Source organism: Kitasatospora sp. NPDC017646, assembly GCF_044329365.1.
Taxonomy (GTDB): domain Bacteria; phylum Actinomycetota; class Actinomycetes; order Streptomycetales; family Streptomycetaceae; genus Kitasatospora.
In genome coordinates, this window is record NZ_JBIRJC010000008.1 from 54,443 (window position 1) to 79,273 (window position 24,831).

The 24,831-nt window shown below is 72.2% G+C and carries 21 protein-coding genes and 2 pseudogenes; 9 read left to right on the top strand and 14 right to left on the bottom strand.

Annotated elements, in window-relative coordinates:
• Positions 1–119 precede the first annotated feature (119 nt).
• The 6 genes from ACH4J0_RS15110 to ACH4J0_RS15135 form a co-directional block, all read right to left on the bottom strand.
• Entirely contained in the window at positions 120–410 is a 291-nt protein-coding gene (locus tag ACH4J0_RS15110) for a hypothetical protein (RefSeq protein ID WP_396240079.1), read from the bottom strand.
• A gap of 128 nt (positions 411–538) precedes the next feature.
• Complete coding sequence (locus ACH4J0_RS15115) at positions 539–1,501, bottom strand: NAD-dependent epimerase/dehydratase family protein (RefSeq protein WP_396240081.1); 963 nt, start codon at positions 1,499–1,501, stop codon at positions 539–541.
• A complete protein-coding gene (locus tag ACH4J0_RS15120; RefSeq protein WP_396240083.1) occupies positions 1,498–3,066 on the bottom strand; it encodes a class I adenylate-forming enzyme family protein in 1,569 nt (522 codons plus the stop codon). Before ACH4J0_RS15120 ends, ACH4J0_RS15115 begins: the two co-directional genes overlap by 4 nt.
• Complete coding sequence (locus ACH4J0_RS15125) at positions 3,063–4,283, bottom strand: cytochrome P450 (RefSeq protein WP_396240085.1); 1,221 nt, start codon at positions 4,281–4,283, stop codon at positions 3,063–3,065. The genes ACH4J0_RS15120 and ACH4J0_RS15125 overlap by 4 nt, the downstream gene beginning before the upstream one ends.
• Entirely contained in the window at positions 4,280–5,032 is a 753-nt protein-coding gene (locus ACH4J0_RS15130) for a glycosyltransferase family 2 protein (RefSeq protein ID WP_396240087.1), read from the bottom strand. The genes ACH4J0_RS15125 and ACH4J0_RS15130 overlap by 4 nt, the downstream gene beginning before the upstream one ends.
• 70 nt (positions 5,033–5,102) lie before the next feature.
• Entirely contained in the window at positions 5,103–6,146 is a 1,044-nt protein-coding gene (locus tag ACH4J0_RS15135; RefSeq protein WP_396240441.1) for a 3-oxoacyl-ACP synthase III family protein, read from the bottom strand.
• 110 nt (positions 6,147–6,256) lie between these two features.
• Here ACH4J0_RS15135 and ACH4J0_RS15140 point away from each other — a divergent pair, with 110 nt between their 5' ends.
• The gene (locus tag ACH4J0_RS15140) at positions 6,257–7,444 is read left to right on the top strand and encodes a cytochrome P450 (protein ID WP_396240089.1); all 1,188 of its coding nucleotides are present in this window, start codon (positions 6,257–6,259) and stop codon (positions 7,442–7,444) included.
• Between the two features lie 446 nt (positions 7,445–7,890).
• Positions 7,891–9,327, top strand: coding sequence for a hypothetical protein (locus tag ACH4J0_RS15145; protein ID WP_396240091.1), 1,437 nt, complete (start codon positions 7,891–7,893; stop codon positions 9,325–9,327).
• A 299-nt stretch (positions 9,328–9,626) separates the two neighbouring features.
• On the opposite strand, the gene ACH4J0_RS15150 is transcribed toward ACH4J0_RS15145, so the two are convergent.
• Complete coding sequence (locus ACH4J0_RS15150) at positions 9,627–10,316, bottom strand: hypothetical protein (protein WP_396240093.1); 690 nt, start codon at positions 10,314–10,316, stop codon at positions 9,627–9,629.
• A gap of 318 nt (positions 10,317–10,634) precedes the next feature.
• Here ACH4J0_RS15150 and ACH4J0_RS15155 point away from each other — a divergent pair, with 318 nt between their 5' ends.
• Both ACH4J0_RS15155 and ACH4J0_RS15160 read left to right on the top strand, forming a co-directional pair.
• Positions 10,635–10,940: a hypothetical protein gene (locus tag ACH4J0_RS15155; RefSeq protein WP_396240095.1), complete on the top strand. Its 306-nt coding sequence runs from the start codon at positions 10,635–10,637 to the stop codon at positions 10,938–10,940.
• A 205-nt stretch (positions 10,941–11,145) separates the two neighbouring features.
• On the top strand, positions 11,146–11,685 hold the full coding sequence (locus tag ACH4J0_RS15160; RefSeq protein WP_396240097.1) for a GNAT family N-acetyltransferase: 540 nt from the start codon (positions 11,146–11,148) through the stop codon (positions 11,683–11,685).
• A gap of 676 nt (positions 11,686–12,361) precedes the next feature.
• Here ACH4J0_RS15160 and ACH4J0_RS15165 read toward each other — a convergent pair.
• The 4 genes and pseudogenes from ACH4J0_RS15165 to ACH4J0_RS15180 form a co-directional block, all read right to left on the bottom strand.
• The gene (locus tag ACH4J0_RS15165; protein ID WP_396240099.1) at positions 12,362–13,036 is read right to left on the bottom strand and encodes a GAP family protein; all 675 of its coding nucleotides are present in this window, start codon (positions 13,034–13,036) and stop codon (positions 12,362–12,364) included.
• Positions 13,037–13,263: 227 nt separating this feature from the next.
• Positions 13,264–13,443, bottom strand: a pseudogene (locus ACH4J0_RS15170) (IS256 family transposase); the annotation flags it as partial.
• A 1,589-nt stretch (positions 13,444–15,032) separates the two neighbouring features.
• Positions 15,033–15,905 carry a ribosome-inactivating family protein gene (locus ACH4J0_RS15175; RefSeq protein ID WP_396240101.1) on the bottom strand — a complete coding sequence of 291 codons (873 nt, stop codon included), beginning with the start codon at positions 15,903–15,905 and terminating at the stop codon, positions 15,033–15,035.
• Positions 15,906–16,388: 483 nt separating this feature from the next.
• The gene (locus ACH4J0_RS15180; protein WP_396240463.1) at positions 16,389–16,709 is read right to left on the bottom strand and encodes a hypothetical protein; all 321 of its coding nucleotides are present in this window, start codon (positions 16,707–16,709) and stop codon (positions 16,389–16,391) included.
• A gap of 34 nt (positions 16,710–16,743) precedes the next feature.
• On the opposite strand from ACH4J0_RS15180, the gene ACH4J0_RS15185 reads away from it, so the two are divergent.
• The gene (locus ACH4J0_RS15185) at positions 16,744–17,076 is read left to right on the top strand and encodes a hypothetical protein (protein WP_396240465.1); all 333 of its coding nucleotides are present in this window, start codon (positions 16,744–16,746) and stop codon (positions 17,074–17,076) included.
• Between the two features lie 45 nt (positions 17,077–17,121).
• Here ACH4J0_RS15185 and ACH4J0_RS15190 read toward each other — a convergent pair.
• Positions 17,122–17,349, bottom strand: a pseudogene (locus ACH4J0_RS15190) (CHAP domain-containing protein); the annotation flags it as partial.
• A 222-nt stretch (positions 17,350–17,571) separates the two neighbouring features.
• Positions 17,572–19,434, bottom strand: a complete 1,863-nt coding sequence (locus tag ACH4J0_RS15195) for an Ig-like domain repeat protein (protein WP_396240103.1) — start codon at positions 19,432–19,434, stop codon at positions 17,572–17,574.
• 543 nt (positions 19,435–19,977) lie between these two features.
• Here ACH4J0_RS15195 and ACH4J0_RS15200 point away from each other — a divergent pair.
• From ACH4J0_RS15200 to ACH4J0_RS15215, 4 genes are all read left to right on the top strand, one after another.
• Entirely contained in the window at positions 19,978–20,253 is a 276-nt protein-coding gene (locus tag ACH4J0_RS15200; protein ID WP_396240105.1) for a hypothetical protein, read from the top strand.
• Between the two features lie 795 nt (positions 20,254–21,048).
• The gene (locus ACH4J0_RS15205) at positions 21,049–21,582 is read left to right on the top strand and encodes a SigE family RNA polymerase sigma factor (protein WP_396240107.1); all 534 of its coding nucleotides are present in this window, start codon (positions 21,049–21,051) and stop codon (positions 21,580–21,582) included.
• Positions 21,579–22,400 (top strand): hypothetical protein, encoded by an 822-nt coding sequence (locus ACH4J0_RS15210; RefSeq protein WP_396240109.1) that lies wholly within the window; start codon positions 21,579–21,581, stop codon positions 22,398–22,400. The genes ACH4J0_RS15205 and ACH4J0_RS15210 overlap by 4 nt, the downstream gene beginning before the upstream one ends.
• A gap of 521 nt (positions 22,401–22,921) precedes the next feature.
• Positions 22,922–24,211 (top strand): MFS transporter, encoded by a 1,290-nt coding sequence (locus ACH4J0_RS15215; RefSeq protein ID WP_396240443.1) that lies wholly within the window; start codon positions 22,922–22,924, stop codon positions 24,209–24,211.
• 63 nt (positions 24,212–24,274) lie between these two features.
• Here ACH4J0_RS15215 and ACH4J0_RS15220 read toward each other — a convergent pair whose 3' ends face one another.
• Entirely contained in the window at positions 24,275–24,799 is a 525-nt protein-coding gene (locus ACH4J0_RS15220; protein WP_396240112.1) for a GNAT family N-acetyltransferase, read from the bottom strand.
• Between the last annotated feature and the right edge of the window lie 32 nt (positions 24,800–24,831).

Consider the following 24,831-nt stretch of genomic DNA (forward strand, 5'->3'; position numbering starts at 1 on the left):
GGCTGCGCGCGGTCGGCTGACCGCCCCCGGGCCCGTGCCCGACCCCGGCGCTACGTGCGCGGCAGAAGCTCCGGGCCGTAGGACGGAGGGGAGAGGGTGAAGTCGGCAGACGCATTCGTCTACCTGATCACCGTCGCGAACAGCCGATCTACCTGCCGCACCGCGGCGGCCTGGACCGTCCTCCCGGCCAGTTGCGGACCGGACGCAAGTACCGCCGCAAGCGGCGCCGTCCCGACCAGCGGACCACCCGGTTCCCGGCCGCCGGCCTGCCCATCGGCGAACGGCCCGCCGAAGCCGCCGAACGACTCGTCCCGGGGCACTGGGAGGGCGACTTGATCGTCGGGAAGGACAACCGGTCCGCCATCGGCACGCTGGTCGACCGCACCACCCGCTACGTCAAGCTCGTCCACCTGCCCGCCGGCCGCGGATCGGAACATGTTCGGGACGCCCTGGTCCGCACGTTCATCGGCCGGTGCGGCCTCCGGTTGGAGGACTCAGTTCGAGGTGTGCTTGCTGGTCCACCTGCCGAGAGCCCGTGTCAGTTCCGGCGCAGGGCGGGCCCCAGGTCTGTCGGCGCCGGCTGGTAGCCCAGGTGGGTGCGGGCGGCGGTGAGGTCGAGGGTGCGTTCGTGGGCCAGGTGGCGGACGGCGTAGACGGTCAGGCGGGGGCGCCGGTCGGACCGGGTGGCCCGGGCCAGGAGTTCGGCGGTACGGGCCAGCGGGAGGGCGAGGGCAAGTGGTAGGTAGAGGGGTGTGGCCGGGAGGTCGTGGGCGGTCAGGACCTGGCGCAGCACGTCGTCCAGCACGACCGGCTCCCGGTCGGTGATGTTGAAGGTGCCGGAGGCTTTGCCCTCGGCGGCGAGCAGGCAGGCGTCGACCAGGTTCACCACGCTGGTCAGGCTCAGCCGCTGGCTGCCGTCGCCGATCGCGAACAGCTTTTGCCCGTACGGGGTTCGGCGCACTGCCTGGAGGACGCGCGGCAGGAGCGTGGTGTCGCCGGGACCGTAGACGGCGTGCGGTCGCAGGATCACCGCGTCGGGGCGGACTCGGCGCACCGACGCCTCGGCCAGTGCCTTGGAGCGCCCGTAGGCGTCGATGTGGCTGACCGCGTCGGTCTCGTCCTCCCGGGCCATGACGGTCGGCCGGCGCGGGTCGTAGACGCTCGCGGTCGACAGGTGCACGAAGCGCGCCGTCTCGGGGAAGGCGGCCAGCGCGCTCCTGGTGGTCAGCACGTTGCCGTGGTGGAAGGCCTCGGGCCGGGCCCAGTCGGTTGCCAGGCCCGCGCAGTGGATCACCGCGTCAGGGCGGGTGAACGGGGCCGGGAGGGCGGGCCGGGCCGTGGGGTCCGCCAGGTCCCAGGAGAGGTAGGGCGCGCCACCGACCAGGTCGGCGGGGACGGCGCGCCGCCGTCCCAACGCCAGCACCTGGTGTCCGGCGGCCCGCGCCGCACGGCACACGGCGCTGCCGACGAAGCCGCTGGCCCCGGTGACGACGGTGATCACGGTGCCTCCTTCGTGACCAGCGTGCGGAGTTGTTCGCGGTCGGGTTTTTCGGTCCGCCCGCGTCGGGGGATCGCCGGGAGGCAGTGGATCCGGTCCGGCAGCGCCGCGTGGTCGATCGTCCGGGGCAGTTCGCGGTGCAGGCGGCGCAGGAGTTCCGGTTCCGGGACCGAGCCGTCCGGGCGTACGGCCAGTACCACCGCCTCGTCGGCGGTCAGCGGGTCGGGGACGCCCACGATGACGGCCTCGGCGATGCCCGGGAGGGCGGCTATCGCGGATTCGTACAGGCCCGGGTAGAGGTTGAAGGAGCCGCGGATCAGCATGTCCTTGGTCCGGCCGAGCAGCACGATCCGGCCCTCGGCGTCGATCCGGGCCCGGTCGCCGGTGTTGAGCTCGCCGATCGGTCCGTCACCGAGGTAGCCGATCGCCAGGTGAGCGCCGCGCAGCAGGAGTTCGCCCTCGTCGTTGAGGCGTGCCGTGACTCCGGGCAGGGGGTGGCCGGCCAGGTCGCCGTGGGGTGCGTGGTCGAGTTTCTCCTCGGCGTCGGTCACGGCGATCGGCAGCATTTCGGTCGCGCCGTAGATCACGGCGATCCGGGCCGAGGGGAGCACGGTCCGCAGGCGGCGCAGGATCGGGGGCGGCACGGGCGCGGCTCCGAGCAGCACCGTGGCCAGGGTGTCCGGGAGTTGGCCGGCGGCGAGCAGGCGGGCCAGGGAGGCCGGGGTACCGAAGGTGTGGGTGGCCCGGCGGCGCCGCAGGTCCCGCAGGAAGCGCTTCGGACGGACGGGGAGCGGTGCCACCGACCAGGTGGCGCCGGCGGCGAGGAAGGCGAAGGCGATCATCAGCTGCTCGGAGTGCACGACGACCGGGCCGGAAGCGGCGGGCAGGCCCAGGCTCTCGCCGAGCAGGTCGGCGCCGGCGAGCAGCGTGGCCTGGCTGTGCACCACCGCGCGGGGGCGGGCGGTCGTGCCGGAGGTGAACACGACGAGGGCCGGTCGGGCTGGGTCCCCCGAGGCCGCGGGTTCCGGCTCGGGTGCGGACGCGCCGCGGGCCAGGGTGGCGGCGGAGAGCGCGTTCGGGGGCAGGCCCGGCAGGCGCGGTCCGGTGTGGACGAGGCGCAGGGTCGGGTCGCAGAGCGCCGGCAGGTTCAGACCGAGGCGGCGCAGCAGCGTGCGTCCCGCCTTGGGGGCGGAGAGCGCGCGGAGCCAGGACTCGGCGGCCAGCCAGCGCGGCGCGGCGAGGCGCTCGGTGACCAGCCGCCCGCGCGCGGCGTCGAGTTCGTCGCCCGCGCCCGGGTCGGCCACCACCACGGCGGCGCCCACCGTCATGACGGCCAGGCCGAGCACCAGGGCGTCCCGGCCGGGGCGGACGGCGAAGAGCACCGTGTCACCGGCGGACATGCCGGCGGCCCGCAGCCCGCTCGCGGTGGCGGCGATCCGCTGGGCGAGCTCGGCGTAGGTGAGCGTGCCGTCCGCGTCGAGCAGGGCGACCGCGTCGGGCGTTCGGCGCGCGTGGTCCGCGATCCGGCCGGCCAGTCCGGCGCCCGGGGGGTTCGGCGTGCCGCTCATGAGGCGGTCACCTCCAGCGTTGCGTGGTTCGAAGGCCCCCGGTGAGCCGCCACCTCGAGCCGCGCGTAAGTCGGTATCAGCACCCGCCGTTTGACCCGTCGTCGCACGACGCGATCGGCCCCTGCCGTCAGCAGCGCCCGCATCAGAACCCTGATCTCGGCCAGCGCGAGCGGCGCACCGATGCAGTAGTGCGGGCCGGCCCCGAACCACAGGCGCTTGGGGTCGTGCGCCGGGCACCGGCCCAGCGCCGCCGCCGGGTCGAACGGCCCCGCGGCGACGTCGCACCGCGCGGTGGCGATGACCACCCGGTCGCCCTCACGCACCGCCGTCGCACCCAGTCGGCCCGGCCGCGCGGCCCGGCGCAGCATCGCCGGGCTCGGGGTGATCACCCGCATCGCCTCGTCGATCGCCGCGTCGAAGGTCGTGCCGCCCGCCTCCTCCAGGCCCGCCCGCAGCGCGGGCAGGAGCCCGGCGTCGTGCCAGATCGCGTAGACCCGTGGCACGGTGGTCGCGACCGTCTCCGTCCCGGTGAGCAGGAACGCCGCCGCCAGCCCGAGCGCCTGCTCGCGGTCGAGCCCGTGGCCGCGCAGCCGGCCCATCATCGAGTCCGGCTCCGCGCGGTCGTACGCCTCGCCCGCCGCCGTCACCAGGCCGGCCAGCACCGCCTTCGCCCTGGCGACCTGCCGTGGAGCCAGTTCCTTCGTCCGCAGGCCGACCAACCGCACGATCCGCTCGCCCCGCTCGAACACCTCCGCGCCGGCGGCGTCGGTCACCCCCAGCAGTTCGCCGATCACCGTGCCGGCCGCCGTCCTGGTCAGGGCGACCAGGTCCACCGCGCCGCCCGCGCCCAGCCGTTCGGTGGCCGCGTGCAGCACCGGTCCGAGCACCCGGGTGCACAGCTCCGTGGCCTGGGCCCGGGTGAACAGGCCGGCCAGCGCGGTCCGCAGCCTCCGGTGCTCCTCGCCCTCCATGTTCAGCAGGACGGCCGGCCCCAGGACCGGCGTCCACAGGGCGCCGGATGATCCAGGGCCGTCCTTGCGGAACCCCTCGTGGTCGAGCAGCACCTGCCGGGCCAGCTCCGGATCGCTGACCACGATCCCGACCCCGGGCACCCGCACGGCGGGGCCGCGCCGGGCCACGGCCGTGATGAACGGGTACGCGAACGGGTGGGCGCCCAGCTGCACCCGTCGCTCCCAGATCTGTTCGCGGTGCTTCATCGGATGTCGACCACGTCGGGCCGGTAGCGGTGGTCCGCGTACCAGGCGAGCGTGTTGCGCAGCCCGAAGGCGCGCAGCCGCCGCACCGAGCCGTAGACCCGCATGCCCGGGACCTGCCCGTAGGCCGCGGTGAGCCTGCGCACCTGGTTCACCAGGGCGCGGTCCTCGTGCACCTCCTCGATCGCGGTGCGCGGGAAGCCGCCACAGCGCTGGTAGAGGTCGGCGGTGATGGCCAGGTTGCAGCCGGGGCACATCAGGTACGGGCCGAGGTACTGCGGGTCGCGGTTGCCGGGCCGGAACCTGCCGAACCAGGCCGCCAGCGCGATGACGGCCGGCAGCAGCCGGCTCTCCCACAGCCTGAGCGCAAACTCGTCGGTTCGCGGCAGCAGTTGACCGGTGACCAGTTCCAGCCCGCCGGTCAGGCCGCGGCGGACGGCGGCCGTCCAGCCGGGTACCGGGAGGCAGTCGGCGTCGGTGCGGGCCAGGTACCGGGCGCCGGCCTCGATCGCGAACCGCATTCCAGTGTCCGCCGCCGCGCCGGTGCCCTTGCGCGCCTCGGTGATCAGGTGCAGCGGGAAACCCGCGGTGACCGCGAACTCCCGGACGACCTCGGCGGTCCGGTCGGTCGAGGTGTTGTCGACCACCACGCACTCGAAGTCCGCGTCGGTCTGCTCCGCCAGCGCGCGAAGCGTGGCCGGCAGCGAGACCTCCTCGTTGTAGGCCGGCACGACCACCCACAGGTCCGTCACTGGTGTTCCCCCCCAACCGGGCTCACAGCCGAGCCCACGACTGTCCTCACGACCGAGGCCACGACCCGGCTCACAGCTGCGCGAAGACGACGCCGAGCGAGACCCCGCCGGCCAGTCCGATCAGTGCCACCCGGTCGCCCGGCCCGCAGCGGCCCTGCTCCAGCGCCCGGGCGAGTTGGAACGGCAGCGCGGCCGAGGCGAGGTTGCCGTGCTCGGGCAGCACCGGCACCAGCGACCCGGCGGTCAGACCGGTCCTGCGCAGGAAGGTGTCCAGCAGCGGCACGGTCACCTGGTGCACCGCCACCACCGCGAAGTCCGCCCAGGCCAGACCGTGTTCGGCGAGCGCCCGATGGATCAGCTCGGGGCCGAGCGCCTCGAAGGCCGCGTGCAGCCGCGCGCCGTCCATCCGGAAGTAGCCCGCCTCCGGGTCCCGCGGGTACGCGGTGCCGCCGCCGGGCAGGGTGCCGACCTCCCAGGCCGTGGAGTCCGCGGTGAAGGCGCGGTGGAAGATCCCGGCCGGTGCCGTTCCCGCCTCCAGCAACACGGCCGCTCCGCTGTCGGACAGGGTGTAGCCGGGGAACGACTCGGCGAACTGCCTGCGGTCCCGGACCGACCAGCGGATCGCTCGCGACGGCACCTCCCCCGTGCACACCAGGACCCTGCGGTACTGCCCGCCGGTGATCAGCGCCTCGGCGACCTGGATCCCGTTGAGCACGCTGTTGCAGGCGTTCTTCACGTCGAACACCGGGCAGCGGGCCCCGATCTTGGCAGCCAGGATGTGCGCGGTGGCGGGCTCGACCATGTCCTGTGAGGCGCTGGCGAAGATCAGCAGGTCGAGGTCCCCGGCGTCATGGCCGGCGTTGGCCAGCAGCTTCCGGGCGGCTGCCGCGGCCAAGTCGGAGGCCTGCCAGTCCTGGGGGGCGACGTGCCGCGCGGCGATTCCGGTGACCGCCTCGATCAGCCCGCGGCGCGGCCGGTAGGGGCCGCTGTCGGCGATCCGCTGCTCCACCTCGCGCGAGGTCAGCGATTCCTCGGGCAGGTGCACCGCCACCGCGGCGATCACCGCGCGCTCCCCGCCGCCTTGCCCGACCAACTGTCCACTGCCCTCCGACACGGTGCTCAAGCCTCCCCCGAGCCGCCTGATCATACGATGATCACCGACTCGGCCTGTCACGGTACGGTTCCCAGCACAATCACTCGGGGCGGCGGTAGGACGGGGCGGCGATGGGCGCGACGACGGCGGAACGGCACGAGAGCAGACTCCTGTGGGCCAGCCGGCCCGCCCTGTGGACGCTGACCAGGATCACCATGGCCCGGCCCTTCGGACCGATCCGGCGGGTGCCCCGACTGGGCTGGGTGGCGAGCGAACCCACCCTGATCCGGGCGGTGCTCAACGACCACGAACACTTCACCCTGCTCGGCGAGGGCGGCGTGGGCCACCTGTGGGAGCAGATCCTCGGGCCCTACGTCACCCGGCTCTTCGACGGCGCCGGCCACGCGGACCTGCGCCGGCGCGCCCGGGACCTGTTCACTGAGGAGAACTCCGCCGCCCTGGTCGAACGGGCCTGCGGATCCGTCTACGCCGACGTCACGGCGCGCCTCACCGCCGGGGAACGGGTCGACGTCGCCGCGGCCGCCCGGCTCGTCGTCGGCCGGCTGATGGCCGACCTGCTGGGTCTCCAACTTCCACCGGAAACCCCGGACTCCACATACCTGGAGACCTTCGCCGCCGGCGAGCGGCTGGCCGCGCTGGCACTCGACACGGCCGCCTCCACCGAACTGCCGCCGGAGCGAATCGAAGCGGCCAGGGACATCGTCAGGTCACTGACCAGCGGCGTCCCGGAGGCGTACGCCAGTGCCGAACCCGAGACCCTGCTCGGCCGCTGCCGCCAGGCCGGGATCACCCTGGAGGAAGCCGGCGGGCTCGCCTCACTGCTGCTCGTCGCGGGCACCGAGACCGCCGCCAGCGCGATGGGCCGCACCGTCGCGCTGATCCACGACACCGGGCAGCAGGAACCGCTGCACGCCGACCCCGGGCTGATCCGCGACGCGGTCCGCGAAGGGCTCCGGGTGACCACCCCCGCGCCCGTGATCGGACGGCACGTCAGCAACGACGTCACCTTGGCCGGCCGCCGACTGCGCAAGGACGAGCGCATCCTCCTCGTCACCTACGCAGCCGACAACCTGGCGGGCGGCTTCGACCTGACCCGCCCGTACGACCCGCGCTCGCGCCAGCTCTGGTTCGGCGCCGGCCGCCACCTGTGCCTGGGCGCGCCCGTCGCACGCGCCGAGATCGCCCGCATGGTCGCGGCAGTCTGCGCGGCGGGGCGCCCGTACCGGATCGTCTCGCGCAGCTACGCCCGGAAGGTGATGATCCCCTCCTACGCCTCACTCGTCGTCGAGCTCGACTGACCGGACGTCCGGCGACTGCCGCTGCCGCGATCCTTCGCGGCAGTTCCGCTGTGTCGCCCACCGGTCCCCGACAGCTGTCGCGGGCCTTGTCCTGGGCTCCGGCCGGGGCGCCGACCTGCGGTCCCGTCCTGCCCGGACGCCGGAACGCGGTGCTCCGCCTGCCCGACGGCGCTCGTGCCTGTGCCCGGCACTCCGGCCGCGCGTAACGCGCACGTTCCTCGCGGCCGTCACCCCGCCACACCGGCCGGTGACCACTTGGCGGGCAACGGTTTGGCGTCGTATATGGGAAGCGGCAAGTTGATCGACTCCGGCAGGATGACGTGGTGAACTTCTTCTTCCGTCGTCAGCAGCCCCTCTCGCAGCCTTCCCCTGGCACGGACGCCTTGGAGCGTGTCCGGCTGGCGGTTGCCGGGGCACGGGCTCGGGAAGGAGGTGCGCTCGAGGAGTTGACCGCCGCGCTGCTGGCGGTGGGCTCGGCCGCGGATCGGGAAGACGCGATCGAGGCGCTGCGCGTGCTGACGGAACGTCCGGCGCTGCTGTTGCGCCTGGATGCCTTCATACGGCGGGAGTCGTGGTATTCGGCGCGCCCGGCCCCCTTGCTCACCGAGGCCGACCCGGTCGCGCTCGCCCTGGCGGCCTCGCACGCCGATGGCCGCATCCGCGAGCGCGCGGTGCGGCGGATGCTGAACCAGCCGTACCCGGAGACGATGCCGTTTCTGGTACTGCGGACCAGCGACTGGGTCAGGCAGGTCCGGGAGCCGGCGTGCACGGGTCTGGCCGTGCTGCTCCACGAGAACCCCCTGCTGGCCACCCCCGTGACCGTGCGTACGGCCCTGCTGGTCAACCGGCGCCGACGCGGCGCCTTCGCTCACGCTCAACTGCGTGTGCCGTTGCTGGATGAGTCGGGCACGACCCTGTCCGGAAGGCTTCTCACGGCCCCCGAGCCATCGGTGCGTCGCTTCGTCCTCGACACCGCCGCGCAGCGCCTGCGGCTTCGTGACCTCGCCGTCCTCGCCGAGAGCGATCTCGACCGGCAGGTCAGGGCCCGGGCCGCCGAGGCCGCCGCCCGGCAGGCGGTATGGACCGACCAGGTCGAGCTCCTTCATCGCCTGGCCCGCAACCGTCACGCCGAGGTCCGGATCACCGCCCTCACAGGGCTGATGCGCACCGGTTCCCCCCAGCGCGTGGTGCCGTTCCTCGACGACCCGTCCGCGCTGGTCCGGGCTCTGGCGCGGGAGGCGGCACGCCGCACCGGTACGGATTCACTGGCCTACTACCGTGCGGCGGTGCAGGCCGCCGAACCGCAGGTCGGAGCGGTCGGCGGGCTCGCCGAGACCGGCAGCCGGGCTGACGGCCCACTGCTCACCGCCCTCCTGGACAACCCGGCCCCTCAGGTCCGCGTCCACGCGCTGCGCGCCCTGCGGAGCCTGGATGCGGTGCCCGTGCCCCGGGTCACGCTGCTGCTTCGGGATGGCTCCACGGCGGTGGTCAAGGAGGCCGCCGCAGCCCTCGCGCCAAGTGCCACCCAGCTGCCCGCCGGCCTGCTGTGGGACATGCTCACCGACCCGCACCGGCCGGCGGTGCGACGGGCCGGCTACCGGCTCCTTAACCGGCACGACCGCCCCACCGCACTGCGCGCCGCCCTCGTCCTGAGCGCTGATACCCACCCCCGACTCGCCGCCCAGGCCAAGACCGACGCCACCACACAGATCCGCACCCTGGCTTCGCACCCCTGGCGCACCCGCCCGGTCCCGTCCCTCAATGCCAGCCCCGCACAGGCCGCCGAACTGCTCGCCCTGGCGGAGCAGCGCCGCACCGAGATCACCGAGGGCATGGTGCAACTGCTGCGTGACCTACTTCGTATGGCGCCTGGCAGTCGGTAGCGGAGACGGGCGGGCGCGCACAGCCGGCCGAATCGCTGCGCTGCGCGCGTTGCTCTGCTGTGGCTTGGTGCGGCGGCTGGCCCGCTGTACCTGGGCCGGCCCGTCGGCATGCGTCCAGGGGCCGTGATGGGTGGTGTGTCCGGGCAGGGGGCCGTAAGCGGCGCAGAAGCCGCAGTCGCAGCTGGTCATGGAGTTGGCCTGGCAGTGAGCGGTGGGCCGGTACGGGGACGCGCAGGGGCCGGGGTCGACAAGGGTGTCGTCGCCTTCGTGCTTCCCGCAGTCTCGGCGGGCCCAGTCGGTCAGAGGGCGGCGAGGCGGCGAGAGGTGCGCTCCACCGCGTCGAGCTGGGTGGTGGTGAGGCGTCGCGCTTCCCAGATGACGGCGGCCACGTCGGCGGCCCGTGGATGGAGCGGCGTCAGGTCGTCCGGCAGGCGGATGCCGCCGATCGCGCCCAGATCGTGGGCAGGAATGCCGAGCAGGCCCGCGAAACCGGCGACCAGTTCGGGGGTCACTTCGACGGTGCCGCGGCCGATCCCGCCGATGGTGGACGCCGACAGGTAGACCCGCCCGCCGGTCACCGCGTACAGGGCCTTGGCCGTGCACGTCCACTTGAGGTTCCGGCTGTGTGTGAGCTCCAGGAGCACCGCGCCGAAGCCCGGCTCGTACCGGTGGTACGGCCGGTCGGTCCCACCCCGTCCCTCCCGCGCGACCAGGGGCTGCGCCCGGATCGCGTCCAGCAGCGGGCGCCGGGTGACTGGCGTCAGGTCGTCGGGTACCGGCTGCCCGGCGAGGACGAACAGGTCGGCGGCGTGCAGGCCGGGTATCGGCCCGACGGTGCCGAGCAGCCGTTCGGTCGGCGGTTTCCCGTCGAGCACGGCCTGCAGCTCCTCCAGGCCGGTGCCGGCCGCCGTCGAGAGCACGCAGCCGTCGAGCGTTCGATGCCTCAACAGGCGCGCCAGCAGCGCGCCGAACTCCAGTGCTCCTGTCATCCCGTCAGCCTGTCGACCTGCGTCAGAGGCCAGCTGGAGCCTGCCCGGGCCCCGTGTGGCACCGGCGTTCGGCGCAGGCAGACAGGTCCGCGCGTACCGCCGAACCGTTCCACCTCTCTGCCGCCGCCGCGCCGTGCTGCCTCTACCGCACGCCCCGTCCTGGTGTCAGTGGAATGCCGATTGCGCTATCACCGGGGTTCAGGGCCCGGTGTCCTGGGTCCCGGACACCCGTGCGCAGGCGCACGGGTTCTCACGGTGTCGGGGGAGGGGGGTGGTGCTCGTGCGGGGGAGGACGGACCAGCCGACGCGGGGCCGGTGGTGCCGGTGGCGCTGGCGCGGCAGCAGGCGGTGGAGCGGCTGCTGGATCTGGACGCGCGGGGTGAGCTGGCGACCGGCCATGTGCGGCTGGTCGCGGACGTGGTGGGGGTGTCGCTGCGCACGGTGTGGCGCCGGCTGGCCGCGGGCCCGTGCCGAGGAAGGACCGGGACGCGGCAGCGGGAGTGTTTCACGCTCACCCCGCAGCTGCATGCCCGGCTGGTTCTGTGGCGCGGGAACGCGGCCGCGGTGCATCGTGAACTGCTTGCCGAGGCCAGAACGTGTGGCCTGGGTACGACAGCACCGTGAGACAGCCTCCCGTGCTTTGGCCGACGGCAGCCGTCCGTGACCTGCGGCAGCGGAGTTAGAACGGTTGTCGCCGAAGTCGGGACAACGCTGGTTTGCGGCAATGGTGTTGGGACTGGTTGGTCTCGTCGGCCGACGGGTCGGAAGCCGTTGCCGCTGTCGGGCGTCCGAGGTTACTGCTCGGCGTGCGTGCGATAGGTTGCCCGCCATGGCTGAACTCGGACCCGTCGCCTGGCCGCCCGCCCCGATCAGGACCGAAAGGCTCGTGCTCCGTGAGCCCGAGGCCCGGGACCGTGCGGCGTTCATCGAGCTGCTGGCGTCGCCGCAGGTGCATACCTACCTCGGCGGCCCCCGGCCGCGTGACGAGCTCGAGCGCGAGTTGCCCGCGGCGCCCGAGCGGTGGCCCGGGAGTTTCGTCGTCGATCTCGACGGGGCGGTGATCGGCCAGATCCTGCTCAGGAGAGCAACGGAGCACCGCCGCCCGGCTGCCGCGGGGAAGGCCGATCTCGGGTACCTGTTCCTGCCGCGGGCGTGGGGACGCGGGTACGCCGCCGAGGCGTGCGCGGCGGTACTCGACTGGTTCGACGGCGTCCTTCCCGGCGAGCCGGTGGTGCTCACCACCCAGACCGCCAACGTCGGATCGATGCGCCTCGCGGCAAAGCTGGGGTTCACCGAAGTAGAGCGGTACCAGGCCTGGGACGCCGAGCAGTGGCTCGGCCTGCGCTCCCCGGCCACGCCGTCCGCCTGAGCCCACGCTCGACAGCGCGGATCCACGAGGCCACCGATCGGCCGTCGGCGTCGGCGCGCCGTTTGCACCAGCGGTTCCCGACTTCGCTGTCGGTGGGTGTTCTGCGAGCGCTCGGCTGACTCGCGGTAGTTGACGCCAAGGTGTCCGGTTTCTGGGCTTCACAGCAAGCCGGGGATGCGGTGCTCTGGTGGACGTGGATGGGCGTGCGCCGTACCCCAGTGACCTTCCGGATGACGCCTGGAGTCCTTCCCTCCAGAGGGGAACCACCGATCCGGGCACCGCTCCGGCGACCCGCGCAGACCGTTCACCGGCCACCCCGGCCAGCGGCGCCTCCTCGCCTGCAGGCGGTTCTGCCAGGACTTCGGCCACCGTCTGACGGGCGATCACGAACCGCTCCCACGCGACTTCCGCCTCCTGCAGCTCGGCCTGCAGAGCCTCCACCCGCTGCCGAGCAGCACGCTCGCGCTCCTCCAGCAGCCCCATCACCGACGGCATCCGACACCTCCACCGAAGAGACGACACGACACCCCGTCTCTGCCACCGAGGCACCAACACCATGCCTGACCAGCAGAAACACATCCGTCACGATCGGAAACACAACGGCTTCTGACCGGCTGCCGTGCCGACGCCGTGTGGGGCCGGGACTGCCGACTTTGGATCGAGCCACTCGCGGAAATCAGGCGACGATGCTGATGCCGTCCCCAAGGAGTTTGAGACCGAGGACGAAGAACAGGACGGCCATGACCGCGACGTTGTGTTGTGCCGCCCAGTCCCGCCAGGTGCTGAGCACGCTCTTCGCCCGCTCGCCCATGATCAGGTACACGCCCAGCGGGGCTAGGACCCCGAGAGAGGCGGTGATCACGAAGATGGCGAGTGTTCCGACCTGCTGTGGCACCGGGATGCCGGCCGAGCTGATTGAGGCGCCGGCGGCGATGGTCAAGGGGGCGTTCTTGAGGTTGGCCGCTGACAAGGCCAGCCCGAGTCCGAGGACCTTGGGTGGGGTGAAGCGGTCGATTGCGGCCATCCACTTCGGCAGCTGGGCCTGGGAGGGGTCGGTGGGACGGCGGCGCCACTGGTGAGCTCCGAACAGGACGAGCAGCACACCGAGGGCGAGTTTGAGGGCACCCACCCACGTGGCGGGGTGTTTGTGGGTGGAAGCGTCGCCCGTGCCGCCGACCGCCAGCATGACCGCACCCAGGAGCGTGAGTCCCAGGACCCAGCCGAGGGCGAACAGCGGACCGTTGAGGCGACCGCGGGGTGTGGCCAGGATGAGAATGATCGCCACGATCGGAAGAGGGCTGACCGCGACGCCGGCGGCCAGGCCCAGCACGTCACCGACTGCGTGTCCCAAAACGTCCTCCACTCGCGGGTAGGGGAAACGGGGCTCACCGGGGCCAGGGCGCCTGTTGGGCCCCTCTGGCCGGCGGCTCTCCCGTACATCATCCGGCGATCTTGGTTGCGAAGGTGCGGTGCCAGGTGCGAATGGATGAGTCCGTCGATCGGTCCGGTGCCGGGACGGCCGTCTTCCGCATGCGTCCGGTCACCGGTCGTGCCTACGGTGGGTGGAGAGCCCACCTGCAGCACCTCAGCGATCTTCGGGGACTTGCGGCACCACGGCGGCAGGATCGCCGAGGAGAACCGCTTGCGCTCGCCGGTGGCCTCATCGACCCGCTTGTCGTTCACCCGCGGGGCCTTGACCTCGATCACACCCGCGGCGGTGGTGACCTTCCGTGGCTGGTGGTAGCCGTTGCGGACCAGGCGGACGCCGAGGAGCCGACCGACGAACTCGCCGACATCCTCCTCACCGAAGACTGCTTCGACGCCGACTGGGAGATCACGCCGTTCGGTGACCTGCTGGTCAACCCGCTGCCGCTGCACTGGATCCAGAAGGACGCCGTCGCCGCCGCCGTCCGGCAGGTGAAGAACGGCGGCCGCGCGACGGTCGTCGCCGCCACCATCTCCGGCAAGGAGCGGTGGCGTCCGATGAACGCCGGCAAGCAGTGCCGCTCGTCGCCTGTGCCGGCGGTGAAGGCGAGGTGGGCGGCGAGCCGGTACACCCCGCCCTCGCCAGCGGGCAGCGCACGGGCGGGGATGAGGTCGAGCGGGCCGCAGGCCTCGCCGCGGGCGCGGGTGTCAGTGAGCTGCCAAGGGCCGGGACGCGGAACAGCGCCGTTCGCACACGTCGTTGAACGGGCAGCGTCCCCACCAGGACGCGCGACTGCGCCTGCTCCATACTGCCCGGCACGTACACCTCCACGGCCCCGGGTGCCCGTAGGGTGAAGCCTGGGACGGTCGGGCCTGCATACAGCCCGGCCGCCCGACACGGTCTCCGTCTTGGGCGCGGCGAGTCGGCTGCCGATCGTCGGCACCGCACGGTCAACCGGACCCCGCGCCAAGCTGCCGAGCCGAGCTCGCCTCGGCGGCGTTCCGTCGGGCAGGCGGACCGATCCACGACGATCGCTTACCTCCTGGAGCGAGGCCAGCGCTCGCCCCTGATCCACGACCCCTGCAACCACATGGCCGAGGACAACTGCCCCGTCCGCTATATACGAATCAGGTCGCACGCACGCACGCACGCGCGTGCGGTCGGCCGGTGTGGCGTCCCGGCGCAGTTCGCCGGCCGCGTTGGCGGGAGGGGTCGGGGGCGTTCAGAGAATCGTGTGCAAGGTTGGCCGGTGGTGCGGTTGCGCCGGACCAAGTCGGGCGCTCAGAAGGCCGAGGGGCCGCAGGGTGAGGTCGGTGGCGGTGGCCCAGTGGGCGGCGTCGGCGGTGACGATCACACAGCCCTGCTGGGAGGGCAGCCGAGGGACGAGGGTACTGCGACAGCCATGGCGGTAGCGCACCTCCACCGGGGCGGGGACGCCGTGGAGCAGCACCTCGCCCGGGGTGGGCGGCCGTCGAGCGGGGCGAGGCCGGTACGCGGCTTGAGGCGGTCCGATTCGGCAAGGAAGGTGGAAGTTGGAACTGCGGAGGGGTGGGGGAGCCCACCCGGGGGCTTGCCGGAATGGGGCATGAGGTCTGGACGACGACGAGTTCGCCGTCCAGGTGATAGTTGGAAGTCGAGGTGGGAGAGGTAGCCGTCGGAGGACAGCCGCCCCAGCAGGACGACCCAGCCGGGCGGGGCGGCGCGGAGCGGGGCGATCTACCCGCCCCACTCCTCGGCGGTCTCGCGGTGGATCGGTATGCGGAGGGCGCGCGGGCGGGTGTCACGGAACAAGGGCTTCCCTCTACGAGCGTTACGGGAACGGTCGTGGGGACGAGCATGCGGGTGCCGCCCGGGGCAGGGCGGCGGGGACGCGCTCGGGGCGACCCTCCGGCTGTCGCCGGCGGGCCGCCCGGGCTCCATGTCAGGGATTGCTGTGCATGATGCGTCCGTTGGCCTCGATGAAGCCGATGTAGTGGAGCACGGCCGCGATGGTGGCGACGGTGTGGCCCATGACGGTGATGGTCGCCGTGCTCGGATCCCTGCGGGCGTTGCGGATGAACTGGCTGATCTCCCCCCACTGGTTCTCCACGTTTGCGGCCAGGATGTTTTCGCGGTTGTCGTTGACGTAGTTCAGCGGCCGGTTCAGGCCGGGGCGCTCGATGTTGCCCCGGACGACGTCGAAGACCACGCCGAAGCGGGACGCCTCCGAGAAGACCTGGATCGCCGTCAGCAGTGCCCGTCCGGTCGTGTCGTTGTACGCCCCCGCGCGGCCGAGGGTGCGCATGTCGTTGTAGATGCGCTCGGGGTTGAGCACCAGGGTTCCCCGGTCGTTGCCGCCCGGGATGTTGCTGTAATTGCCGCTGGCGATCCGGTGGTTGGCGGCGACCGTCACGCCCAGCGCGTTCTGGAACTCGTTGATCCGGTCCTGGAACGCCCAGTGGATGTTGGTCTGCGGGGAGTAGAAGCCCGCGACGTAGAGGTCGTCCGCCCAGATGTAGACGGACGTGAGGTGGACGTTGTTGGTGTCGAGGACGCGCACCTGTACGAGGCGGCCGCGTTCGGTGGTGGTCTCGGTGACGCCGTTGAGGCCGGTGGAGTCACCGTAGGTGTGCCGGTGGATGGCGTCGATCAGGTTCCAGTAGTTCTGGTGGGGGATGCTTCCTCCCGCGGTGATGTTCGAGATGTGCCAGTCGATCACCTGGTAGTTGGTCGCGGACGCGGTGCCGCTGAGCGCCGTCACCAGGCCCATGGAGATGGCCAGGGTCAGCAGGGCTGAGCAAAGTCGTTTCAGCACGGTCTTCTCGGTCTTCCGGATGGAGGCCTCGGGTCAAGGCCTGTCGCGGAACGAGGCTAGGAGCCGCCGTGCCCGAGGAGTCAGCCGTCCGCGCATCACCATGTGCCCGAGAATGCACTGCCTGAAAAGAGACATGACGGAACCTCATGTGGCGGCGGCCGTCGTCGGCCCCCGCAGATGAAGTCGGTAGGGGCTGCGCGACGGGGATCGGGTTCGGCCGGACGAGTGGTTTCCTCGGCCAGTACGGCATCCAACCGCTGCCGCCGTCCTATCGGACCAGCGCGCCCCGTCCCTGCGAGGGCCTGATGAAGTCCGTCCGCCAGCTGATCGAGGTCGTCAACGACACCCTCGAAGGCCAGCTCGGACGAACAGCACGGCGGCCGCACCATCGAAGGCATCGACGCCCGAGTCGGCCAGCGGCTCCCGGGCTGTGGGGTCGACTTCGCCTTCCTCAGGCCCGCCGAGGAACCTCCGAGCCGGGTGTCACACCCCCCGGATCGCGTCGAGCCGAGGCGTGGAACGGCGGCCGTCGAACAGCAGCCCGGTCGGCAGGCTGCCCCTGGCTTCCCGATGCGGCAGGAGCAGCTCCGCGGTTCGGGTTCGCCCCCGGGTACGGCGTCCGGCGCACTCCACGCGCACCTGGCATTCCTCGAGGATCCCGTGGCCGTCCCCGAGTCCGGACCATCGCTGTTCGACGACGGCGAGGTGCAGCTGCGCGCCAGGCCACGGGTTGTCGTAGGCGAGGACGACATTGTTGTTCGTGCGGAAGCGGGAGTCCAGGCGGGCGGTGAACTTGGCGGACACGTTCGTCGGCGGGCGGACCACGATCAGGGGGCAATTGGGGACGATCAAAGCCGGCAAGGCCGACCTGAACGAGCTGCACACCGCCGGGAAGGCCGTCGTCGGCGGTGACCTCACCGTCAACGGCCGGACGGATGCCATGGGTGAGTTGCACGCCGCGCAGAACATCACCGTTGACGGTGACCTCACCGTCAACGGTGTCAACACCAATTCCCGGCTGATCGTCCACGGGGCGTCGCAGTTCGAGGAAAGGGTGAACGCCAACGGCGATCTGCACGTCGACGGGGCCTCGGTGTTCCTCGGGAGGGTCAACGCCAACGGGCTCCTGTCGGTTCGCAACCAGGGCCAGCAACTCATGCACGTCAGCTGACGTGGTGGCGGTGGGTGACCTTGTTGCCGTAGCTCCCTCGACGGTCTCCAGGGTGCCGTCGCCGTTCACACCGACGACCACACCGACGTGCCCGCCGGGGGTCGCCTTCGCCGGCGGGCCGTAGACCACCAGGTCGCCCGGCTTCGGGGTGTACCCGGACCGGTCATGGAACAGTCCGTGCTGCTGGCCCCAGTAGCCGACACCACGTCCCGTCAGGTCGCTTGGCACGCTACGCCCCGGCCTGGTGCCAGGTCCATTCCGCGAACGCCGCACACCAGCTGATGCCCGGCCCGGCGCGATCCGCCGCCTCCAGCTCGACGACCTCGACGTCGGCAACCGCCGGCTGGTCGTCGAGGGCCGTGTCTGCCCCCTGGACGAGCTCGCCTGCAGGCCACCCTCGCCGGTTGGAGTACCGGCGACAACGCTGACCAGACACCGCCGACCCGCATGGGTTCACGGTGGAGGGGAGGAGGGCGGTTGCCAGAGCCCATGAGGTCAGGACGGGAGGGGAATGAACAGGAGGATGCCGTGGGCGGTGGAGGCGGAGTAGCAGGCGGTGCCGGGGAATGTGGCGGTGTAGAAGGGGGTGGCGACGGCGAAGACGGGGACGATGGCGTTGTGGATGGTGGCGGTGCCGCTGGCATCGGTGACGGTGGTACCGAGGTTGACCGGGCCGAAGAGCGTGATGGCGGTGAAGGTCACCGGCTGACCAGCCACCGGCATCCCCGAGGTGGTCGTCAGGGTGGCACTGAGGGTGGGGATGTAGAACTCCGGCAGCGGGGTCAGCCGGAGCCGGATCGTGCCTGGCTGTGCGGTCAGCGTTGTGGGATTGGGCGTCACGGTGACGGGAGTGCTGGCGGTGGAGCCGGTGAAACAGCTGTCACCGCTGTAGGCGGCGGTGAGGGTGCCGGCGGTCAGGGCGGTGGTGGTGAAGCAGGCCTGCCCCACGCCGTTCACGGGGACCATCTGGGTCTGGCCGTTGGGGAGGGTGAAGGTGACCGTGCCCATCGGCACTGAGGTGGTGCCTGTTGCCGGGGTGATGGTGGCGCATACGGTCACGCTCTGCCCACAGCTGGAGGGGTTCGGCGTCACCGACAGCGTCGGCGTTGTGGGGTTGGGGCTCACGGTGACGGGGGTGGGGTTGCCGTTCACGGTCGCGGTGAACGTACCGACGGTGTAGGTGTGGGTGGTCTGCCCGCTCCCGGTGGCGTCCAGGGCGGCGGTGACCGTGGGGCTGGCGTCCCCGAAGTTCACCACCGCTGTCCCGTTCGGAGTTCCCCCGGAAATGCTGAATGTCACCGCTTGCCCGCACCTCGGCGACGCCGGTGAGGTCGTCACCGTCAACGGCGAGATCTCCGTCACGGTCGCCGAATTGGCGTTGGTGACGTAGACGTTGCTGTTCGCCGCCGCCGCCGCCACCGAGAACGGGAACGCGCCGACGGGGACGGTGGCCAGGACGGTGTTCGTGGCACTGCTGATCACCGTCACGTTGTTCGAATTGGAGTTGCCGACGTAGACGTTGCCGTTCGGCGCCACCGCCACCCCGAACGGGCCGGCGCCGGTGCCGACGGTGGCCAGGACGGTATTCGTAGTGCTGCTGATCACCGTCACGTTGTTCGAAATGGTGTTGGTGACGTAGACGTTGCCGTTAGGCGCCACCGCGATCACCCCCGGGACAATGCCGGCGGGGACGGTGGCCAGGACGGTGTTCGTGGCACTGTCGATCACCGTCACGTTGTTCGAGGTCTGGTTGGCGATGTAGACGTTGCCGTTCGGCGTCACCGCCGCGAAGCCCGGGAAACCACCGGAGGGGAGGGTGGTCAGGACGGTGTTCGTGGCACTGCTGATCACCGTCACGGTGTTGTTGTTCCGGTTGGCGACGTAGACGTTGCCGTTCGGCGCCGCCGCCACCGCGTCCGGGACCGCGCCGACGGGGACGGTGGCCAGGATCGTGTTCGTGGCACTGTCGATCACCGTCACGTTGTTCGAGATGGAGTTGGCGACGTAGACGTTGCTGTTCGGCGCCACCGCCACCGCGAACGGGCCCCCGCCGACGGCGACGGTGGTCAGGACGGTGTTCGTGGCACTGTCGATCACCGTCACGTTGCTCGAGCTCTGGTTGGTGACGTAGACGTTGCCGTTCGGCGCCACCGCGATCATCGCCGGGTTCGAGCCGACGGGGACGGTGGCCAGGACGGTGTTCGTGACGCTGCTGATCACCGTCACGTTGTTCGAATTGTTGTTGCCGACGTAGACGTTGCCGTTCGGCGCTACCGTCACCGCGAGCGGACTCGTGCCCGCCGGGATCGTCACCGTGGAGAACGCCGCACTCAACAGCGGCGCCACAAGCCCCCGCACAGCGGGCACCTCGGATCCACCCACCGGTGCAACCGGCCGAAGCCCGCAGACTATCGCCGGAACTCCCGACCAACCCGTATTCGGCTCCATGGCAAACCTCTCTCAGCTGAGAGGGCCACCCAAGAAATCCCACCGGGGCCCGCGCCGAACGGCGCCGGTATACGCGAACCGGATCACCGCTTGCGCACCGGGACAGAGAGAAGGACCCGCCTACGCGTTCCGCGCACACAGGGGTTGCCTCTATCCCCGGAGAGATGGGCAACCCACCGGAAAAACGGTCACCACCATTAACCCGAAATAGGCAAGACGGCACCAGCCCTTGACGCGAATTCACCCAATCGGACCAGTCCACCACCCAACCGATCACGCCGCACGACGCACGAGAGGACGAACTGCCACGCAATGTCGCCCGGACGGTGGAGCTGAGCATGGGGACGAAGCGAGAGATGGAGCCGCTGACCGTGGAGGAGGGCGAACCTGACAGCTGGCCGGTCGGCGTGTTGTCCAGGAGGGGGCGGCGAAGCCCGCCGCCCAGATGCCCCGGTGAACGAGCTCGATGGGGTAGCGGTCGAGCTCGGAGTGACGCAGTTGCAAGGTCCGCTTGGACGTCGGCTGGAGTCCTGCAGCGAATATCGCGGAGCGCAGGGGTTGGTGGCGGTCGATCTCGATCACGACTTCGCCGGGCCGCCCGCTGGCCCGGCCGGGCGGGCGGACCCAGCGGGCGTCGAGGCCGACGGTCTGCAGGAGCGCAGCGCCTCCCCGGTCTTTGGCTGTTGTCTTTCCAGGCTTGAGGACTGCGTTCTCGCTGGTCAGGCATAGGGTCGACGGTCTCGTGAGAGTGGTGAGGTGTCGTGTCGTTGCTCTGGTGGAGGTCGCAGATGCCGTCGGTCGTGGGTTTGCTGGAGCAGCGAGAGCTCGCTGCTCGCCGTCGTGTGGACGAGTTGGGGGAGAAGGCCGACCGGATCCAGGCCGAGCTGGCCGTGGCTGAGCGACTGGAACGAGTGGGCCATCGTCTGCGCGCGGGTCGGCGAGGTGCTGGCCCCGACCGACGGCGGTGCCGTCGGCCCCGCGACGGGCGACTGATGCGCGCGGGCTGCAGGGAGCCAAGGCCGTAGCGGTGGTCGGCTTTGCCGATGACGGGCGTTGACGCCCCTTGCCGGTCCAGCCGGAGCTCCAGGCCCGCGGGGCGCCCATCTGGGCGGTTGAGCAGTCGACCGTGACGAGCCCGACGCCCGACCGCGCGACAACTGCCGCACTTTGTCCGTCCGCGCCTTCGGGGCGCGCAGGGCCGGGAGCGGCCCTGGGGCGCCCGGCACGGCACAGCACGGCGCCCAGCCACCGTCGCGCCGTCCGTGGCCCTCGCCCACGCCTGCCGCACCTGCGGGTTCCCCGCACGGATGGCCTCGAGGTCGGGCCGCACCACGGATCCCGGGGCCGATCACCGGTTCCGCCGACGAATCAACAGAACGGCCGGCGGCGGAGGACGGCATCCAGTGATCAGAAGCCCGGAAGGGTCCCCGCCCCGCGACCGGCGGACTTTTTCTGCCGCCCGTGACATCCCGGCACCGGGTGCGCTCCGTCGAAGTGGGCAGAGACGAACGGAGGACACACCCTGTGCGTAGCGCAGACCTGGAGGAATTCCGCGGCTTCGCCGAGGACCGGATGCCGCACCTGCGGCGGACCGCGTACCTCATGTGCGGCGACTGGCACCACGCCGAGGACATCACGCAGACCGCACTGACCAAGCTGTACGCGGTCTGGGGAAGACGGCACCGGATCGCCAACCTGGAGGCCTACGCCCACCGCGTGCTGACCCGTACCTGCATCGACCACACCCGGCGCCGCTGGCGACGGGAGGACCCGACACTCGCACTGCCCGACCGGCCCGGCCCGGGCACCGACCCCTCGCTCGGCCTGCAGGTCCGCACCGCGCTCGCCGCCCTGCCGCCTCGTCAACGGGCCGTGGTGGTCCTGCGGTACTGGGCCGACCTGGACATCGCGGACACCGCCAAGGCCCTCGGCTGCACCGCCGGAACCGTCAAGAGCAATACCGCCCGCGCGCTCACCAAGCTGCGCGCCCTGCTCGGCGACACCGACCCGTTCGACGAACTGACCGCCGCTCCGACCACCCTGAAGGAAACGCTGTGACCCACCACGACGCCCTCGACCCGCAGGACGAACTGCGCACCCTCCTCGCGGCCGGCCTCGGCGCCGAACCGGCACTGCGCCCCGGCACGGTGGACGCGGCGGTCGCGGCCGGACGCCGCCGCCGCGGCACCCGGCTGGCCGTCCGCGGCGGCGCCACGGTCGCCGCCACCGCCGCCCTGGCCGCCCTGGTGGCGACCCTGCCCACCGGCGCCACCCCCGCCCCCGGCACCCCGGGCAACCCGGTGGCGGCCGCCGACCCGCTGACCGGCCCGCTCACCCTGGCCAGCGCGGCAGGCGCGAGCGCCGAACCACTGCGCCCGGACTCCTTCGGCCCCGGCAGCGGCCGCGCCACCGACTGGACCAGCGACCGCCTGGGAACCACCCTGGCGGGGTTGCTCCCGGCCGGCGCCAAGACCGTGCGCGCCGGCGACATCCCGGGCCGCACCTTCCGGGTCGCCTGGCAGTCCCCGGCCGGCCCGGTGGACTTCATCGGCGGCGCCGAGCGCACCGCCGACGCGCCGAAGGTCCCGTTCTGCGCCGCCATCGCCCTGCCAAAGGTCACCGCGCGCCCCGGCGTGCCCAGCCCGCAGGAGGTCGCCCCGCGGACATCCTGCCACCTGGTCGAGCTCCCCTCCGGCGCGCGCGGCGAGGCCGTGACAGTGACCCTCCCGCAGAGCGGCCGCACCTCCCAGTACATTCGCCTCCAGCGCGCCGACGGCCGGACGGTGACGCTCCAGCAGTGGGCCGAACAGCCTGACGCGGGCCTGGACGAGGCCGCCCTGCTGGCGATCGTCGACGCCCCCGCCTGGCGGTTCTGACCCGCCTCCTACGTCGGTCGGTCGGGCCCGGGGGAGACCGGGCTGCGAGAGTGCTCCTTCGTTGCCGTCGGGGGGGGGGGGGGCCCCCCCCCCCACCGCCCCCCAACCGGGGAACACCGCCGGGGGCCCGCGCCCCGGGAAGCCAACACCCGGGCGGCGCGCGGCAAGCCCCCCCCCCCCCCCCCCCCCCGCCCCCCCCCCCGCCCCCCCCCACCCCCCCCCCCCCCCCCCCCCCCCCCCGGCGCCCCCCCCCCCCCCCCCCCCCCCCCCCGCCACGAGGGGAGACCACCGTGACACCGCCGGCCGCAGCCAGCGCCGCCGCCATCCGTACCGACGACCCGACCACCGACCCCGCCGCGGACAGCACCGCGGCCGCCGACGCCCAGGCCTCCGCCCCCAGCGGACAGCCCGGCAGCGGCGACGACGACCCCGACGAACGCACCGCGGCGGACCCCGCCGCTCAGCGCCGAGCCCATTCGGCCGCATCTCCCACGGGAGCCGAGTTCACCCGGCCCAGGGGGATGTTCTCCTCCCTGCGCGTTCGCAACTACCGCTACTACTTCGCCGGCCAGGTGGTGTCCAACACCGGCACCTGGATGCAGCGGATCGCCCAGGACTGGCTGGTGCTGAGCCTCACCGGCAGCCCGCTCGCGGTCGGCATCACCACCGCCATGCAGTTCCTGCCGATGCTGCTGCTCGGCCTGTTCGGCGGCGTGCTCGCCGACCGGATGCCCAAGCGCCGGCTGCTGATGTACACCCAGGGCGCCATGGGCCTGCTCGCCGCGGGCCTGGCCGCGCTCACCATCGGTGACGTGGTGACGCCGTACTACGTTTACGCCTTCGCACTGCTGCTCGGCCTGGTGACCGTGGTCGACAACCCGACCCGGCAGGCCTTCGTCTCCGAGATGGTCGGGCCCAAGGACCTCGCCAACGCCGTCAGCCTGAACGCCGCCAACTTCCAGACCGCCCGCCTGGTCGGCCCCGCCGTCGCGGGCCTGCTGATCGCCGCGGTCGGCAGCGGCTGGGCGTTCGCGGTCAACGCGCTGTCCTTCGCCGCGGTGATCGGCGGGCTGCTCGCCATGCGGGAGGACGAGCTGCGCCCGACCGAGCCGATCGCCCGCGAGAAGGGCCAGCTACGCGAGGGCCTGCGGTACGTGAAGGAGCGGCCCGAACTGCTCTGGCCGATGGTGCTGGCCGGGTTCATCGGCACCTTCGGGTTCAACTTCCCCACGCTGCTGTCCGGGTTCGCGTACGACACCTTCAAGGTGGGCGCGGGACAGTACGGCCTGCTGAACACCGCGATGGCGGTCGGCTCGCTGGCCGGTGCGCTGCTCGCCGCCCGCCGGGGCGCGCCCCGGCTGCGCCGGCTGGTCGGTGCGGCGCTGGCCTTCGGCACGCTGGAGGTCGTCGCGGCCTTCGCGCCCGACTACTGGACCTTCGCGCTGCTGCTGACGCTGATCGGGGTCTTCGGGCTGAGCTTCAACACCTCGGTCAACTCCACCATGCAGCTGGCCACCGACCCCGAGGTGCGCGGTCGGGTGATGGGCCTGCTGGTGCTCGTCTTCACCGGCGGCACGCCGATCGGCGCCCCGGTCGTCGGCTGGGTCACCGCCTCGTACGGGCCCCGGCTCGGCCTGCTGGCCTGCGGCGTGGTGTCCGCGCTGGCGGCCGGCGCGGTCGCCCTGGTGCTGGCCCGCAGCGCGGACCTGCGAGTGCGGTTCGACCTGCACCCGGGACGCGGCGGCCGGGTGGTGGCCTTCGTGCCGCGCACCGCCGCGGCGGGCAAGGGTGAGCTGGTCCCCGCCTGCTGACCGACCGTCGGGGAATCCCGGGAGCGGGTTCCGGGATTCCCCGACGGTGCGTCGGGCGGAGCGTCAGACCCGGATCTCCAGCACCTGGCCGGGCCAGGTGCCGGTGGGCTGCTCGACCTCGAAGCCCACGGTCTCGGTGAAGCCGAGCGCCCGGTACTGGCCGACCAGCTTGCGGTCGGCACCGGCGTAGCAGTCGACCCGCAGCAGGCCGATGCCGCGCCGACGGGTCTCCTCGACCGCGTCGGCGATCAGCGCGGCGCCGATGCCGGAGCCCTTGCGGCTGCGGTCGGTGACCAGGTTGCGGACGTAGAGCTCGCGCTCGTCCACGGCGGGGATGTACTTGCCGCGCTCCTCGGACAGCACGCAGCAGCCGACCGTGCGGCCGTCGTCGTCCACCGCCAGGCGGATCAGGAACGGCTCGGCGGCGTACTGCTCGATGTGCTCCACCCGGGCCGGGTTGGTGGAGAACGGCTGGTCGCCCCACTGCCCGGTGCGGTCCTGGGCGGCCAGCCAGGAGACGGCGCCGTCGAGCAGGGACAGGATGTCGGGGACGTCCTCGGGACCCCCGTTGCGGATCTTCATGGACATCCGTTCTACCCCAACGGGCCGATCGCGGGAAG

Bases quoted from the DNA above. Each gene is read 5' to 3' on its own strand.
- ACH4J0_RS15120 (WP_396240083.1), bottom strand. From the start codon at position 3,066: ATGAGCGGCACGCCGAACCCCCCGGGCGCCGGACTGGCCGGCCGGATC.
- ACH4J0_RS15160 (WP_396240097.1), top strand. From the start codon at position 11,146: ATGGCTGAACTCGGACCCGTCGCCTGGCCGCCCGCCCCGATCAGGACC.
- ACH4J0_RS15125 (WP_396240085.1), bottom strand. From the start codon at position 4,283: ATGAAGCACCGCGAACAGATCTGGGAGCGACGGGTGCAGCTGGGCGCC.
- ACH4J0_RS15140 (WP_396240089.1), top strand. From the start codon at position 6,257: ATGGGCGCGACGACGGCGGAACGGCACGAGAGCAGACTCCTGTGGGCC.
- ACH4J0_RS15215 (WP_396240443.1), top strand. From the start codon at position 22,922: ATGTTCTCCTCCCTGCGCGTTCGCAACTACCGCTACTACTTCGCCGGC.
- ACH4J0_RS15150 (WP_396240093.1), bottom strand. From the start codon at position 10,316: ATGACAGGAGCACTGGAGTTCGGCGCGCTGCTGGCGCGCCTGTTGAGG.
- ACH4J0_RS15220 (WP_396240112.1), bottom strand. From the start codon at position 24,799: ATGTCCATGAAGATCCGCAACGGGGGTCCCGAGGACGTCCCCGACATC.